General features: G+C 38.0%; 17 protein-coding genes. 14 read left to right on the top strand and 3 right to left on the bottom strand.

Annotation, left to right across the window (positions count from 1 at the left end; genetic code table 11):
• The first annotated feature begins 137 nt into the window (after positions 1-137).
• The 3 genes from BAZSYMA_RS02270 to BAZSYMA_RS02260 are packed head-to-tail and all read left to right on the top strand — an operon-like array spanning position 138 to position 2794.
• The gene (locus BAZSYMA_RS02270) at positions 138-560 is read left to right on the top strand and encodes a DUF2141 domain-containing protein (protein WP_090715200.1); all 423 of its coding nucleotides are present in this window, start codon (positions 138-140) and stop codon (positions 558-560) included.
• On the top strand, positions 557-2035 hold the full coding sequence (locus tag BAZSYMA_RS02265) for a carotenoid oxygenase family protein (protein WP_090715198.1): 1479 nt from the start codon (positions 557-559) through the stop codon (positions 2033-2035). The genes BAZSYMA_RS02270 and BAZSYMA_RS02265 overlap by 4 nt, the downstream gene beginning before the upstream one ends.
• Positions 2036-2062: 27 nt before the next feature.
• Positions 2063-2794, top strand: a complete 732-nt coding sequence (locus tag BAZSYMA_RS02260) for a LytR/AlgR family response regulator transcription factor (protein ID WP_090715196.1) — start codon at positions 2063-2065, stop codon at positions 2792-2794.
• A gap of 67 nt (positions 2795-2861) precedes the next feature.
• On the opposite strand, the gene BAZSYMA_RS02255 is transcribed toward BAZSYMA_RS02260, so the two are convergent.
• Both BAZSYMA_RS02255 and BAZSYMA_RS02250 read right to left on the bottom strand, forming a co-directional pair.
• Positions 2862-3065: a cold shock domain-containing protein gene (locus BAZSYMA_RS02255; RefSeq protein WP_090715194.1), complete on the bottom strand. Its 204-nt coding sequence runs from the start codon at positions 3063-3065 to the stop codon at positions 2862-2864.
• A gap of 166 nt (positions 3066-3231) precedes the next feature.
• Positions 3232-5037 (bottom strand): DEAD/DEAH box helicase, encoded by a 1806-nt coding sequence (locus tag BAZSYMA_RS02250; protein WP_090715190.1) that lies wholly within the window; start codon positions 5035-5037, stop codon positions 3232-3234.
• A gap of 177 nt (positions 5038-5214) precedes the next feature.
• Between BAZSYMA_RS02250 and BAZSYMA_RS02245 the strand changes: the two genes are divergently transcribed.
• Genes BAZSYMA_RS02245 through BAZSYMA_RS02235 form a run of 3 tightly spaced genes read left to right on the top strand, consistent with a single transcriptional unit; the run spans position 5215 to position 6846 of the window.
• Entirely contained in the window at positions 5215-5748 is a 534-nt protein-coding gene (locus tag BAZSYMA_RS02245) for a hypothetical protein (protein ID WP_090715188.1), read from the top strand.
• Positions 5749-5765: 17 nt separating this feature from the next.
• Positions 5766-6650, top strand: coding sequence for a heme o synthase (gene cyoE, locus BAZSYMA_RS02240; protein WP_090715185.1), 885 nt, complete (start codon positions 5766-5768; stop codon positions 6648-6650).
• Positions 6651-6654: 4 nt separating this feature from the next.
• A complete protein-coding gene (locus BAZSYMA_RS02235; RefSeq protein WP_090715209.1) occupies positions 6655-6846 on the top strand; it encodes a DUF2970 domain-containing protein in 192 nt (63 codons plus the stop codon).
• On the opposite strand, the gene BAZSYMA_RS02230 is transcribed toward BAZSYMA_RS02235, so the two are convergent.
• Positions 6838-7818: a COX15/CtaA family protein gene (locus tag BAZSYMA_RS02230; RefSeq protein WP_090715182.1), complete on the bottom strand. Its 981-nt coding sequence runs from the start codon at positions 7816-7818 to the stop codon at positions 6838-6840. The two genes, BAZSYMA_RS02235 and BAZSYMA_RS02230, sit on opposite strands and share 9 nt — an antisense overlap.
• A gap of 170 nt (positions 7819-7988) precedes the next feature.
• Here BAZSYMA_RS02230 and coxB point away from each other — a divergent pair, with 170 nt between their 5' ends.
• From coxB to ccoS, 8 genes are all read left to right on the top strand, one after another.
• A complete protein-coding gene (gene coxB / locus BAZSYMA_RS02225; protein WP_090715180.1) occupies positions 7989-9089 on the top strand; it encodes a cytochrome c oxidase subunit II in 1101 nt (366 codons plus the stop codon).
• A gap of 22 nt (positions 9090-9111) precedes the next feature.
• Positions 9112-10731, top strand: a complete 1620-nt coding sequence (gene ctaD, locus BAZSYMA_RS02220) for a cytochrome c oxidase subunit I (RefSeq protein WP_090715178.1) — start codon at positions 9112-9114, stop codon at positions 10729-10731.
• 105 nt (positions 10732-10836) lie between these two features.
• Positions 10837-11358 carry a cytochrome c oxidase assembly protein gene (locus tag BAZSYMA_RS02215; protein WP_090715175.1) on the top strand — a complete coding sequence of 174 codons (522 nt, stop codon included), beginning with the start codon at positions 10837-10839 and terminating at the stop codon, positions 11356-11358.
• Between the two features lie 21 nt (positions 11359-11379).
• Positions 11380-12267 (top strand): cytochrome c oxidase subunit 3, encoded by an 888-nt coding sequence (locus BAZSYMA_RS02210; protein WP_090715171.1) that lies wholly within the window; start codon positions 11380-11382, stop codon positions 12265-12267.
• Between the two features lie 126 nt (positions 12268-12393).
• The gene (locus BAZSYMA_RS02205) at positions 12394-12636 is read left to right on the top strand and encodes a DUF2909 family protein (RefSeq protein WP_090715206.1); all 243 of its coding nucleotides are present in this window, start codon (positions 12394-12396) and stop codon (positions 12634-12636) included.
• Positions 12633-13328, top strand: coding sequence for an SURF1 family protein (locus tag BAZSYMA_RS02200; protein ID WP_090715168.1), 696 nt, complete (start codon positions 12633-12635; stop codon positions 13326-13328). Before BAZSYMA_RS02205 ends, BAZSYMA_RS02200 begins: the two co-directional genes overlap by 4 nt.
• A 94-nt stretch (positions 13329-13422) precedes the next feature.
• On the top strand, positions 13423-15891 hold the full coding sequence (locus tag BAZSYMA_RS02195) for a heavy metal translocating P-type ATPase (RefSeq protein ID WP_237733050.1): 2469 nt from the start codon (positions 13423-13425) through the stop codon (positions 15889-15891).
• 10 nt (positions 15892-15901) lie between these two features.
• Positions 15902-16054, top strand: coding sequence for a cbb3-type cytochrome oxidase assembly protein CcoS (ccoS, locus tag BAZSYMA_RS02190; protein ID WP_090715166.1), 153 nt, complete (start codon positions 15902-15904; stop codon positions 16052-16054).
• The last annotated feature ends 25 nt before the right edge of the window (positions 16055-16079 follow it).

Below are 16079 nucleotides of genomic sequence, written 5' to 3'. Positions count from 1 at the left end.
TATTATTTTCAAAAAACAAATAATCCAACCTTTATTTTTGCCATTTCATCTGGAAAAATGACGGTTTGTCTATTTGTAGAATAAAAAAGTTGATTTTATCTACAATAGGAATTTCTATAATTTTAAGGATAATTAAAATGAAAAAAATAATACTCTCTTTATCGTTGATTTCAAGTTTGTCTTATGCGACAAATATTGAAGTAAATATTAGCAATATCAAACCAATTACTGGTAAATTGTTCGTTACGCTTGATACTAAAGATACCTATGACAAAGAAGACAAGTCAAATAGTGTTTTTAGTGCTATAAAAAAAATATCTAAATCTGGACATAAAATTACCATTGATGATGTCAGTTCTGACACCTATGCATTTTCTGTCTTTCATGATGTGGATAATAACAATAAACTCAGCACCAATTTTCTGAGTGTTCCAAGTGAAGGTTACGGGTTTTCAAATAATGTGGTGGGTAATTTTGGCAAACCAACCTTTAAAGAGGCTAGTTTTATTGTTAATGGTGAGCAAGAAACTATTAATCTTAATGTGGAGTTGGTTCGATGAATAGAAGGGAATTTATACAGTCAACTGCAGGTCTTGCATTCGGCAGTTTGGTGTTTCCACATTTGTCATTCGCTGAACAAGACGAATGGATAGCGACTTTTAATCAAAACCTTAAAATTAAACCGTGGCTTATCGGTTGGCAAGGTACAAATCAAGAAACTCTACAAACTAAAGAACTTGAAATTAAAGGGAAAATTCCACAAGATTTGAACGGTTATTTTTATCGTAATGGTCCTGCACAAAATGAAGTCCATGGCAAACGCTATCACCATTGGTTTGATGGCGATGGAATGGTGCAAAAATTTCACATTGCCAATGGGAAAATTTCACATTTTGGCAAAATGGTTGATACGCATAAATATTTGACTGAAAAACAGCAACAAAAAATGTTGTTTCGGGCATTTGGCACTTATTTACCAAGGCGCATTGCTAATGTCGATAGAATCAACACCGCGAATATTAGTTTATTGCCATTAAATAAGCGTTTGTTTGCTTTGTGGGAGGGCGGCAGTGCTTATGAAATCGACCCTGAAACTTTAAAAACTATCGGCATTCAATCGTGGTCGCCACAAACCAAAGGCTTGCCATTTGGGGCGCATTATCATCAAGATTCAGATGGCTCAATTTGGAATATTGGTTATGCCAGTTTAAATGATGCTATTGTGTTATGGCATCTTGATAATCGTGGCAAACTCAAGCAATTTAAAATCCTCCCTATTGAAAATGTGCCGATGGTACATGATTTTATGATTACTGAAAAATATTTGGTTTTATTGCTACCATCCTTTCGTTTTGATAAGGCTAAATTTATGAATAAGCATAGTTTTCTAGATGCTCATTATTTTGACAAGGATCAAGCGACAATTGTTTGGTTAATTGATAAAGACACTTTAAATATCCAGAAAACTTTTGAATTACCCGCCCAATTTGTTTTTCATTTTGTCAATGCTTATGAGCAAGGCAACGAAGTGGTTTTTGAATCTATGCGTTATCCTAATGCTGATATTTTTAATGTTTTTACCGAGGTAATGCGTGGCAGAAGCAAGAAATTTACGGAAGCATATCCATATCGGGTACGACTTAATTTAGAAAAAAACACAGTAGTTGAAGAAAAACTCAGCAATATTTACAACGAGTTTCCAAGTATTGATATCAATGAGACAGGGTTAGTGCACACACAAGTAGTTTCATTGCAGCAACGAGGTGAGCTTTTTTTAAATTCTGTGGCAATCAATAATTATCAAACAGGAGAAGCACAACATTTTTCTTATGCTAAACAGTTAGCGGAAGAACATTTGTTAATTAAAGATTCACGCGGTAATGATTGGGTGGTAGGCACAACTCTGGATTATGGGGAAAAATGCACTAAAGTCAATATTTTTAACGCTAAAAAATTAAACGATGGTCCTGTTGCTGTGGCAAAATTACCTTATGTTTTGCCTTTGGGATTTCATGGGAAATTTGTTAACGCCTAAAAATACGATATTTATTATCATCTGTCTATGCAAAAGAAATTTTTAATACCACTGTTTATTACGCTTATCTTTAATACACTGGTTGCAGTATTATTATTTTTATTGCTTGGGGATGTTGACTTTAGTTCGTTATTATTTATTTCACATAGTATTGGGCTTAGCGTTTTAGGGGCTAATTTTTTGATATCATTTGAACAGTATTTAAATAATATTGCTCAAATTATTTTGCACTCTTTGACAGGCTTGTTGCTTGGTTTAATGATTGCATTTATTGGTCATCGCCTTATTTTTGGCATTGACTTAACTTATTCAATCATTTACCCTGCTTTATTTTTTAGTATAGTTGCTGTTTTGATTTCTTGGTTGTATTTCAGTCGTTTAGACAATCAAGAAGCACTGGATAAAATTAAAAGAAAATTAAGTGCTGGTCATAAAAAATTGCACTGGATTAAAACAGCTGATAGCAAAGGCAATGTATTTTTGCTGAATGTAAAAGAGATTGAATATTTTCAAGCACAACAAAAATACACTTGTGTTTATAGCAAAGGTAGAGAATATTTAATTACCACTGGTATTAAAACTTTAATTACGCAGTTAGATGCTAATTATTTTTGGCAAATTCATCGTGGTAGTATTGTTAATATAAGTTTTATCAGTCAAGTTTCTAAAAATGAACAGGATAAATTAATGGTTTATTTGTCTAATGCTCAAGCACTTCCTATTAGTCGTAATTACCTGCATTTGTTTAAAAAAATGTAGGTATTCATTTGTTTATTAATAAAAAACCCAGCATATAGCTGGGTTTTTAAATGCACAAACAATTGTGTTATTTTGGAAAAACGTTTGCTGCTTGTGGACCTTTGTCACCATCTTCTAAATCGAATTCTACTTCTTGACCTTCGTCTAGTGATTTGTAACCGTCACCTTGAATAGCACGGAAGTGAACGAATACATCGTCACCATTTTCTTGCTCAATAAAACCAAAACCTTTTTTTGCGTCAAACCATTTTACTGTTCCTGTTGTAGACATTTTGTCTCCTATAAATTATAAAAAAAATCACCGAAAAAAAATCACCACCTTTATAACTTGTAGTTGATATAGAACATCAATACACATAACAATAAACAGCAGCTGTATTCTTACCAGCGCCTATTATTTTAATGATAGTTGAGCGTTTGTGTAAAGAAATTTCAAATTATCGTGAAAATTTAGGTTTTTTCCCGCGCCTGTTATTTTTTTCATCGCCTCGTTTATGGTTTTTGGAGAATTTTTTGCGCCCAGTTGTGCGTTTCTTATTGCTTGGTCTATTTCCGCCAGTTGTTGTTTTATTATTCTTTTCAGTGAGTTCTGTCATATTTAGGCGTTTGCCACAAACCACAGTTTTTTGCAACATTTCTAATACTTCGTTAGGCATTTCATCAGGTAAATCAATGGTTGAGCAATCGTCAAAAATCTGAATTGAACCAATATATTCACTGTCCATGTCGGCCTCATTTGCAATTGCGCCTAAAATATTTCCAGGTTTCACATTGTTGTTATTACCCACTTCAATACGATAGCGACACATTGGAATTTGTGGATAGTCTTTTAGAGGTGTTGCTTTGGTTGAGAGTGTTTTTGCCTCGCCTTGCATTTGCTCCCTGCCAAAACTTTGCACTTTGTCTGAGATGAGTAATGGCTCGCTACCTTGTGCGATAAATGCCAATGCAGAAGCAATTTTTGATGATTCAATTTCTGGATTTTCTGCTTGGAATTCAGCGACTAGCTTTTCAAATATCTCTAAGTTTTGGTTGTTAATGGTTTGTGCTATGTTTTGTTTGAATGTTTCAACACGCTTGGCATTAATAATCTTAGCTGTTGGCAATTCAAGGGGAGCAATCTTCTGACGCGTAACCCGTTCAATGGTGCTTAACATGCGTCTTTCACGATTTGATACAAATAAAATCGCCTCACCTGTTCGACCTGCACGACCCGTTCTACCAATACGATGCACATAAGATTCAGGGTCATGGGGAATGTCGTAATTAACCACATGTGAGATACGCTCAACATCTAAGCCTCGCGCTGCCACATCAGTAGCGATAAGAATGTCAATCTTACCTTTTTTATAATTATTAATAATGCGTTCACGCTGACTTTGTTGAATATCACCATTAATTGCTTCTGCTGAAAAGCCACGCGCAGAAAGTTTTTCTGCCAATTCAATGGTCATTGTTTTGGTTTTCGTGAAAATAATCATTGCATCAAAAGTGATAACTTCAAGGATGCGAGTTAAGGCCTCTAATTTTTGTGATAAACCACCCACCATGCAATATTTTTGTGTAATCGTTGTTGCTGTTTCTGTTTTGGTTTTAACCTTAACAATTTTTGGCTGGTTGAGGAATTCTTCTGCTACTTTCTTGATAACAGATGGCATCGTTGCTGAGAATAGGGCGATTTGACGCTCTTCTGGGATGCTCTCCATTACCCATTTAATATCATCGATAAAACCCATCTTTAGCATTTCGTCGGCTTCATCTAAGACGAATGATTTTAAATTATCCAGTTTTAAAGTGCCGCGTTTGATATGGTCCATCACACGACCTGGTGTGCCAACGACTGCATGAACGCCACGCTTGAGCGGGCGCAGCTGCACATCGTAGGATTGTCCGCCATAAATAGGCAACACATGGAAGCCTTTCATGCCTCGTGCATAAGTTTGCACCGCTTCTGAGACTTGAATTGCCAATTCGCGTGTGGGCGCCAAGATAAGCAGTTGTGGTGCGTTGAGTTTTATATCAATCTGGTCAATCAACGGCAAGGTAAAGGCTGCCGTTTTTCCTGTACCTGTTTGCGCCTGACCAATAACATCCTCACCATTGAGCAGGTAAGCGATACATTGCTCTTGAATCGGTGAAGGAGTCTCGTAGCCAATGGAATCTAATACTTTTAAAATAGCATCAGATAGACCTAAATCACTAAATTTTGCTTGTGGTTTGTTGTTTTCTTGGGTGTCAGACATAGTTGTTGATAAATATGGAAAGAGCGCAATTATACACTGAGAGCGTAAGCGAACCAATAATGAAAGTGTTTTTTCATTTTGATTACACAGTATTCTGACATTAAGTTGACAATGCATAAAATAGCATATAAGTCAGGCTTTAGCGTATCATTTTGTGCTTTGAAAACAAGGTTTTTTATGAATTCTAAAAAAGAATTATGGGTGTTGTTGGCTTCGTTTGTGTTGCCAATTGCACTGGGCACAGCATTTTTCTATTGGAATCCGGCCGCCTTTACGGGTAATACGGTTAATTATGGTGAGTTTGTTAATCCTATTATTACCACGCAAAGACAAGATGTGGTGTTTGCTGAGAATATTCAAGGCGATTTGCAAGGACTGTGGACGCTGGCTTATGTAACAAATGCTTGTGATAATGCTTGCGAAAAAACCCTAAAAGATATGGAAACTATCCGTACCTTAATGAATGACAATATGCGTCGTGTGCAAAGATTATTATTGATTAGTGGTGCTAGCAATTTACAAGAAACAGGTTTATTAATTGCCAAGCCAAGCAATAAATTGCAGCAGAAATTAAGAAAATTCCCAGATAATAGTTTGTTTTTGATTGACCCATTGGGCAATGTAATGTTGCGTTACAATCCGCAATCTTTAGAGATTAGACGGGTGATTAAAGACCTTCAGCGTTTGTTTAAATATTCGCGTATTGGTTAATCAATAAAGAAAAACTTATGCCATCACTTAACGACTTACTCGGACTTTGCAAACTTAAAGTAGTGGCACTGATATTGCTAACGGCGGTTGTTGGTATGTTTTTGGCAGTGCCTGCGCCGTATTTTCCTGACTTAATATTGGTTGTGCTTGCCTCTCTTGGTATTGGTTTGGCATCAGCATCAGCAGCGGTGTTTAATCATATCGTTGATGAACAAATTGATATTGAAATGTCTCGCACCAACCAGCGACCTTTGCCACAAGGTAAAGTGAGTCGTAATCAGGCGTTGGTATGGGGTGTGTTTTTAGGCGTGATTGGTTTGGGTATTTTGCAGTTATTTGTGAACACTATTACTATGATATTGACTTTTATTTCTTTGATTGGCTACGCCGTGATTTATACGATGTATCTCAAACGAGCTACACCACAAAATATTGTGATTGGCGGTGCGGCAGGGGCGGCACCACCGATTTTAGGTTGGACTTCAATCGCAGGTACACAGAATATTGAGTATGCTTTGTTGTTATTTTTGATTGTATTTGTTTGGACGCCACCACATTTTTGGGCATTGGCAATTTTTCGGGTGGAAGAGTATCGGAAGGTTGATGTGCCGATGTTGCCAGTAACCCATGGTTTGGCTTATACTAGGGTGCAAATTTTGTTTTATACGATATTGTTAATATTGGTTACCTTATTGCCTTATTTGTCTGGTATGTCGGGGTTGATTTATCTTGCTTCAGCTTTAATTTTGGGCTTTATATTTTTGGCATATGCGATTAGAATTTATAAAAATCCAGGTGATAATAGAATTGCTTGGCGCACCTTTATGTTTTCGGTTAATTATTTAATGTTGTTATTTGTGGCATTACTTATTGACCATTATTGGTTAATTACATTGGGATAGAATGATGAAAGGATTGGGACAGGTATTTAAAGCAGTAACTTCAGCCATGATTGGTGTGGGTAAAAGAGAAGACCTTATCAAGGACTTTGAACGCACAGAAAAACAAGGGCCATGGCCTTATATTATTGTTGGCTTAATTATGACCATCGGCTTTATTGGTGCGGTGATTGCTGTTGTCAAACTAGTATTATCCTAATGGCGTTTTAAACACTTTGTGTATTAGTGCGATAATACTGAGTAATAATAATAGTGCCACTGCATTGTGTAAAGTGGCAATTGTCATTGGTATTGATAACACCACATTTAAAATGCCCAAGGTTACTTGTATTGCTAATAAGTTACCAATCATCGTTAGGTTCCCCCTCAGGTGTGGATAAACTTTAAACGAATAAATTAAGGCAATAGTGAATAGTGTGGTGATTAACGCGCCAATGCGGTGCATCATTTGAATGGCGGCACGGGCTGGATTTTCTAATATACCATATTCATAATTATGTTCTACGCCAACTGGACCCCAATATAATGCATTGGTAAAATCCATTGTCGGCCACCAAGATCCTAAGCATTTTGGGAATTCTTCACCACAAGACAAAGCGGCATAGTGGGTAGAGGTCCAACCGCCAAGCGCAATTTGCACACTTAAAACAACCAAGGTTATGAGTAATAAGAATTTGTGTCTTTTTAAAATGTGCCTATAGGCAATAGAGGACTCCCCTTGATTGAGCAATAACCATGTCAGCAAAGCTGTGGTAATAAAGCCACCAATAAGATGCGTGGTAACAATACCAGGGTGCACCAACAGAGTAACTGTCCACATACCAAAAGCGCCTTGTAATATCACAAAAAAAGCGGTAAATGCAGGTAGTCCAAGCGATTGTGGGCGTTTTGTTTGTCCCTTGATTGCTAAGAAAAACAACACAAAGATAGTCAATCCTAGTAAGGAGGCGGCGTAGCGATGTAGCATTTCCTTCCAACCTTTCGTAGCTTCAAGGGGTCGATCATAGCCTTCAAATTTGGTGCCATCTGCCACATCTGGAACGACTAACTGCCCATAGCAAGTTGGCCAATCTGGGCAGCCTAGTCCTGCATCACCAAGGCGTGTATAAGCACCTAAAATAACAACGATGAGTGCAAGGATAATTGAGATTCTTAGTAATTTTTTAAACATTTAAATTAAGTAGAATTAGAAAAGTAGGATAGATAATATACTTATTTTTTACCGTCATAATAATACATTACTATATTATTACATTAATATATTACTCAGTTATTATGGACTTGCAAATTATTGTTTATTGTGAATAATGCATTTATTAAATAAAAGTTTCGGGGGAAATAATGAAAAAACTAGTAGTGGCATTTGGACTGTTATTGAATTTTAATGTATTTGCTGAATACGGGCTGAATATGACTGAAGGTGTAACTTCGCTCAGCCATGATATTTATGGTCTACATATGATGGTTTTTTGGGTATCAGTCGTTATTGCGATTGTGGTGTTTGGTGCAATGTTTTATTCATTGTATATGCACAGACAATCAAAAGGTGCAGTGGCAGCTAATTTTCATGAAAGCACTAAAGCAGAATTGGTCTGGACAATCGTTCCAATTATTATTTTGATTGGTATGGCGGTTCCCGCATCAAAAGTATTGATTGATTTAGAAGACACAACCAAAGCTGAGATGACGATTAAGATTACGGGTCATCAATGGAAGTGGCAATATGATTACCCCAAAGAAGGCATTAGTTTTATCTCAAATTTATCACAGGACTCTAGGGATGCGGTTAATGGCACAGATGCAGACCGTGAAAATGCCGATAACTATTTATTGAATGTTGATAAACGTTTAGTTTTGCCTGTAGACACCTCAATTCGTTTTTTAATTACTTCTAATGATGTTATTCACAATTGGTGGGTTAGTGATTTTGGCGTTAAACAAGATGCCAATCCAGGTTTTATCAATGACGCATGGGCTAAGATTGACAAAATTGGCACCTACCGTGGGCAATGTGCTGAATTATGCGGCAAAGATCATGGTTTTATGCCAATTGTGGTGGATGTAGTTTCTAAGGCAGATTATAAAAAATGGGTATCTAAGCAACAAGCTGCTGCAGCCGCAGCAGTAGCGAGTGCCAATGAAACTTGGTCTAAGGCAGACTTAATGGCAAAAGGTAAAACAATTTACAACGCCAATTGTGCGGCTTGCCATAAAGCAAATGGCTCAGGGATGCCACCAGTGTTTCCAGCAATGAAAGGCTCGGTTATTGTAAATGGTCCAGCAGCGAAGCATATTAATATTGTTCTACACGGTAAAGGCGCCATGCCAACATTTAAGATGTTAGGCGATAGCGACCTTGCCGCGGTAATGACTTATGAAAGAAATGCCTTTGGCAACACAGGTAGTGTTGTGCAACCGTCAGATGTTAAATCTGCACGATAATTAAAGTATCAAGGAGAATATTATGACAACAGCAACAGACACATCAGCAACTGCACATGACGACCATCATCACGGACCTGAAAAAGGTTTGATGAGGTGGATTAAGACAACGAACCATAAGGATATTGGCTCTCTTTACATGTGGTTTGCCTTTACGATGTTATTAGTAGGCGGCGCATTTGCAATGGGCATTCGTGCTGAATTATTACAGCCGGGGCTACAATTGATGGAGCCACAGTTCTTTAATCAACTAACGACCATGCATGGCTTAATTATGGTTTTTGGTGCGATTATGCCTGCCTTTGTTGGCTTGGGAAATTGGCTTATTCCAATGATGGTAGGTGCGCCTGATATGGCGCTACCTCGTATGAATAATTGGTCTTTTTGGATTTTACCATTCGCTGGTGGAATTCTTTTAAGCACATTCTTCATGGAAGGCGGTGCGCCAGCATTTGGTTGGACATTCTATGCGCCATTGTCAACAACATTTGCACCAGATAGCACAGACTTTTTTATTTTTGCAGTTCACTTATTGGGTTTCTCATCAATTATGGGTGCGATTAACATTATCGCAACAGTGCTTAACATGCGTGCACCTGAGATGAAGCTAATGGATATGCCATTGTTTGTATGGACTTGGTTGATTACTTCGTTCCTGCTAATTGGTGCGATGCCAGTATTAGCAGGCGCGGTAACTATGATGTTAACGGACCGTAACTTCGGTACAGCATTCTTTGATGCAACTGGTGGCGGTGACCCAGTCATGTTCCAACATATTTTTTGGTTCTTTGGGCATCCTGAAGTTTACATTATGATTTTGCCAGCATTTGGTGTGGTTTCTCATATTATCCCAACCTTTGCACGCAAGCCATTATTTGGTTACTCGTCAATGGTATATGCAACAGCATCAATTGCATTCTTGTCGTATATTGTATGGGCACACCATATGTTTTTAACAGGTATGCCAGTAGCGGGTGAGTTGTACTTTATGTATGCCACCATGTTAATTGCGGTACCAACAGGGGTCAAGGTGTTTAACTGGGTTTCTACAATGTGGCGAGGTTCAATGACATTTGAAGCGCCAATGTTGTGGGCGATATCCTTTGTATTCTTATTCACGATTGGTGGTTTCTCTGGCCTAATGCTCGGTATTGCACCAGCAGATATTCAATACCATGATACTTACTTCGTGGTCGCACATTTCCACTATGTATTAGTAACAGGTGCTCTATGGTCAATCATTGCAGCAACCTTCTACTGGTTACCTAAATGGACGGGTAAGATGTATAACGAAAAACTGGCAAAAGTACACTTTTGGTGGGCAGTTATTTCAGTCAATGTATTGTTCTTTCCTCAGCATTTCTTAGGTCTTGCGGGTATGCCACGCCGTATTCCTGATTATTCATTGCAGTTTGCAGACTTTAACTTTATTTCTTCCATTGGTGGTTTTGCATTTGGTGCATCGTTTATTTTATTAACTTACATTGTGATTGATTGTATTCGCAATGGTAAACCAGCCAGCGCACGACCTTGGGAAGGCGCTAAAGGCTTGGAGTGGACATTAGAGCCAAAAGCGCAATATCACAGTTTTAACACGCCACCATCAAGAAAGTTGATTGAGGCTGAGTCTCAGAATTCTTAATGAAAGATAGAAGAAAAGGCGTTGTTAAGACTGCGGTCATTGTCGGCACTATAGCAATAGGAGTATTTGTAGCCACTATCGTGTTATATAACCCGACTGGCTAATATGGAACAAAAAAAGATAACAAAAAAGTTCTGGATTAAGTTAGTTTCAGCGCCAATATTGATGTTTGCCTTTGCTTATGCAATGGTGCCTATCTATACTGTTTTTTGTGAGATTACTGGATTTAACGGCACAACAGGCAGGGTAGAAACGGAGCAGCAATATGAAGTAGATGAGCAACGCAAAATTGAGGTTAGTTTTTTTGCGATGACGATGGGTGGCTTCCCAGTGCAGTTTGGACCTAAGGTAAATTCGATGACAATCGTGCCTGGTAAGTTTTATACCACCAGTTATATTGCTAAGAATAATACTGATGAAACTGTTATTGGTCAGGCGATTCCAAGTGTAGCACCAACAGATGCGGCGCTATATTTTAAGAAGCTAGAATGTTTTTGTTTTAATAGGCAGATATTCAAACCGCATGAGGAGGTTGAGATGACACTCCGATTTGTAGTTGAACCAGAGTTGGATAAACGAATAAAAGACATTAGTTTGTCTTATAATTTTTTTAAACTTGAAAAATAGAAAAAAATGAGGAGAGGGGATATGAGTAAAGAGCAAGCGTATTATGTGCCACATGGCACATACTGGCCAATTATTGGGTCAATTGGTATTGCAATGTTATTTGTTGGTTTTGCCAATCAAATGCATGGGGTAGAATGGGGTGGATCAGTGATGGCATTGGGTTTTGCGATTACAGTGTTTATGATGTTTGGCTGGTTTGGTCAGGTGGTTAACGAGAGTATTAGTGGCATTTACAATAGCCAAGTTGATCGTTCATTTCGTTGGGGGATGAGTTGGTTTATCTTCTCTGAAGTGATGTTTTTTGCGGCTTTCTTTGGGGCGTTGTTCTATGCAAGGCAACTTTCAGTGCCGTGGCTGGGTGGTGCAGATAATAATATCTATACGCCAGAATTATGGAATGGCTTTAAAACAGGGTGGGATGCGGTTGCTTTCACAACGCCAGGCACAACTTTACAATCAGGTGTTGAGATGTCAGTGCCAACGCAATTGGTCAACACTTGGGGCTTGCCAGCACTTAATACATTGCTACTGTTATTATCAGGTGTTACTTTAACCTTTGCTCATCACGCATTGCGTGCTGGTCATCGTAACCAAATCATTGGTTGGTTAGTGGCAACTATTGCGCTAGGTGTTGCCTTCTTGGGCTTTCAGATTATGGAATACGGTCATGCATACCATGATGGCTTGAAGTTAACTTCAGGTATTTACGGTTCAACTTTCTACCTGCTAACAGGCTTTCATGGCTTCCATGTAACTGTTGGCGTGATTATGTTAACTGTGATTTTATATCGTATTCAAAAAGGGCACTTCACTGCTGATAACCATTTTGGCTTTGAGGGTGTGGCTTGGTATTGGCATTTTGTAGATGTGGTATGGTTAGGGCTTTTCATATTCGTTTACTGGTTGTAAGAGCGGTTAGGGATGTTAGCGAGGAATCATTGCCTTTTAAATCTTAAAAAATTTATCCCTTATAGTTAAATAAAGGGATGAAAATCAAAAGACTCCTTGTTTGGAGTTTTTTTTATGGGAGTTTTTATGACAGAAGTATTGGTGGTTTTGGTTATCCTTGCTATTATGGTAGCATTAGGTTTTGGGCTTCTTGGTTTGCTTAAAGGCGGCAAGGCAGGCTCAGATAGAATGTTCAAGTCGTTAGTGATACGCGTTAGTTTGTCTATTGCCTTATTTTTATTTGTGATGTTTTCAGGTTATATGGGTTGGATTCAATCCAATATAGTCATGCTTGATGCGCCAACCAAGCAAACGCCCGTACAAAAATGATTAAACGCACATTTGTTCTACCGGGTTTATTAATCGTTCTTACAATAGTGGGGTTATTGTTATTAGGGTTTTGGCAACTAGAGCGTGCTGATGAAAAACATGCGATTGAACATGCTATTGTTTTGGCATCATTGAACTCTGCTCAGTTAGTCACTCAGGCTGATACTTTGATACAAAAAGAATACTATCAAGTTTTACTTGAAGGGCGCTATGATAACGACAAGCAGTTTATCTACGACAATCAAATTGTTAATGGCAATGCTGGATATTATGTCTTAACACCTTTTATATTAGACAATAAAACTGTAATTTTGGTTAATCGTGGCTTTGTGCCATGGTATGGTAGTCGTGAAAAATTGGTTGATATTGCTGTTAGTGAAGCTAAAGTTAGTATTCAGGTAAGGTTAATTAAGCCCAAAGAGCGTATTAAGTTTAAACAAAACGATAGCACAACTTTTCCAATGTTGATTCAATCTTTAAATATAGAACGACTCTCACATTTATTGGACTACCAACTCGTTGCGATGTTGGCACAATTAGATGTTAAATCAAACAATGGATTTTATCGACAATGGCAGCCATTTTATGGCAGTGTTGATAAGCATTTAGGTTATGCCCTACAGTGGTTTTTAATGGCTTTTATATTGAGTTTTATCGCAATTAGACTGTGGATTAAAAACACTAAGAATTAAATTATTAATTCAGTATTTTAATGCTGAGTTAATAGCCCGAGACTTTTGTATAATCATTTCTATTTATATAAAGCGCTTTAAGGCTTCTGAATTTATGACAATATCAGCCAAATCTACATGCTTTCATTGTGGCTTAGATGCGCCTACAGGCATTAATTTATCAGTAAACATTGACAATCAGCAACGCCCAATGTGTTGTGTAGGTTGTCAGGCGGTTGCACAAGCAATTGTTGATGCGGGGCGTGCTGATTTTTATCAACAACGCGATACTTTTTCAGAAACTGGACAAGATGTTGTGCCTGAGTTTGTTAAACAACTATATGCTTATGACCACCCTGATATACAAAAACAATTTGTCGTACAAACGGGTGAACATGATAAAGAGGCCTCGTTAATTTTAGAAGGTATTGTTTGTGCTGCTTGCATCTGGCTTAATGAACAATATATTGCTGCTTTGCTAGGTGTACGAGAAGTGTGTATCAATTACAGCACGCATCGTGCGATTGTACGTTGGAATGATTCAGAGATAAAACTCAGTCAGATTTTAGAAGCGATTAGCCATATTGGCTATAAAGCCCATCCCTACGACGCAGCGCAACAACAGGAATTATTCGAAAAAGAGCGTAAGCAAAGTTTGCGTCGTTTAGGTTTGTCTGTTGCTTTAGGTATGCAAATAATGGTATTTGCACTTGCCTTATATACGGGAGACTGGTGGGGGATTGAACCATCAATCAAACAAATTTTACATACAAGTAGTCTTGCTTTAACGGTACCAATTTTGTTATTTTGTGCAACGCCTTTTTGGCAGAGTGCATGGCGAGATATTAAGCATCGTCAACTGGGCATGGATGTGCCAATTAGTTTAGGTCTGATTGTGTCATTCTTGGGTAGTGTCTATAGTGTTTGGAAAGGACAGGGTGCAGTGTATTTTGACTCTATCAGTATGTTTGTTACTTTTATTTTGGCAGTGCGTTATTTTGAGTTAATGGCGCGTAAAAAAACAGCAGAATCAACCGAAGCCTTGTTGAATTTACGACCGAATATGGCAACAAAAATTACACCTCAAGGAGAAGAAGCGGTTCCCGTGGTAGAGTTAAAAGTTGATGATAAAGTGTTGATTTTGGTGGGTGAAGCTGTCCCCACAGATGGTGTTATTATTGAGGGAAAATCAAGAGTTGACGAATCGTTATTAACGGGTGAAAGCCGAGCATTATCTAAAAATATAAGCGATGTACTGGTTGGTGGAAGTATGAACCTTGATAGCCCACTACAGATGCGAGTTACCCACATTGGACAAGATACGATACTTTCTACAATATTGAATTTATTAGAACGCGCCCAGGGTGAGAAACCAAAAATCTCGCAATTGGCTGATAGAATTGCAACGCGATTTGTTTCTGTTATTGTGTTTTTAGCTATAGCAGTAGGCTTGTATTATGGCATTTATATTGATGGCTTTGCAAGCACAAATTGGATTGGTATTGTGGTGGCAGTTTTGGTGGTAACTTGCCCTTGTGCCTTGTCTTTGGCAACGCCTGCTGCTATGACGATTGCTATTGGGCGTTTAAGCCAAATAGGCTTACTTATTCGCACTAAACAAGCCTTAGAAACATTGGAGCGAGCTGATTATTTTGCCTTTGATAAGACAGGCACATTAACACAAGGTCAATTGCAATTTGAGTGTGTTGTAGAATGTCAAAATATTGAAAAAGAACAGGCTTTGGCTATTGCCACTGCATTAGAGAAATCTTCTGAGCATCCAATTGCTCAAGCATTCTTAAATAATCCAGATGATATAGGTGAATTAATGTCTGTTGCACATATTGAAAATCAAGTAGGCGCAGGATTATCAGGAGAGATTGATGGGCAATGTTGGTATTTGGGTAATGCTGATTATATTGCTAAGCAAACAGGTTTAGTGTTATCAAGCAAAGTGTCTGAATTATTAGAAAATAATAATTTGCAAGCAGCAACTATTATTTGTTTGGCGAATATGCAAAAGGCTTATGCAGTATTTATCTTGCAAGATAAGATACGCACAGGTGCAAAAGTACTGATCGAGAGTTTACAATCAATGGGTAAACAGATAGTGCTACTGAGTGGCGACCATAACATATCTGTACAACTGATTGCAAAGCAATTGGGTATTGCAAAGCAACAGGTTCATGCAGAGTTAAAGCCAGAAGATAAATTATCGTATCTTAAAACATTGCAACAACAAGGCTCGATTGTGGCAATGATAGGTGATGGGATAAATGACGCCCCTGTGCTTGCTGGTGCACAGGTTTCTATTGCTATGGGGAATGGCACACAACTTGCCGCAACCAGTGCTGACATGGTGTTATTAAATAGTGATTTAAAACAACTCAAGCAAGGTATTAGTATTGCGCAAAAAACGATGCGTATTATTAGACAAAATCTAATATGGGCGCTGGTGTATAATATGTTCGCAGTGCCACTTGCTGTTATGGGCTATGTTCAGCCTTGGTTGGCGGCGATTGGGATGTCGTTAAGTTCTTTGTTTGTTGTGTTAAATGCATTGCGTTTAAGGCGTGCTAAATAGAGGTTTAAATATGGAAAGTATCTACTTATTAATCCCCATTACTCTGGTATTGATCGTGCTTATTATTGCTATTTTCTTATGGGCAATCAAATCAGGTCAGTTTGACGATATGGATGGACCCGCCTATCAAATTTTAAAAGATGATGAGATTAAGAAAGATTGATTAAGTAGCCCAAGGTAAATAAGTA

This window comes from Bathymodiolus azoricus thioautotrophic gill symbiont (genome assembly GCF_001298715.1).
Classification (GTDB): Bacteria; Pseudomonadota; Gammaproteobacteria; order PS1; family Pseudothioglobaceae; genus Thiodubiliella.
Note: the sequence above shows the minus strand (reverse complement) of the source record. Positions and strands in the feature narration are given on the sequence as shown.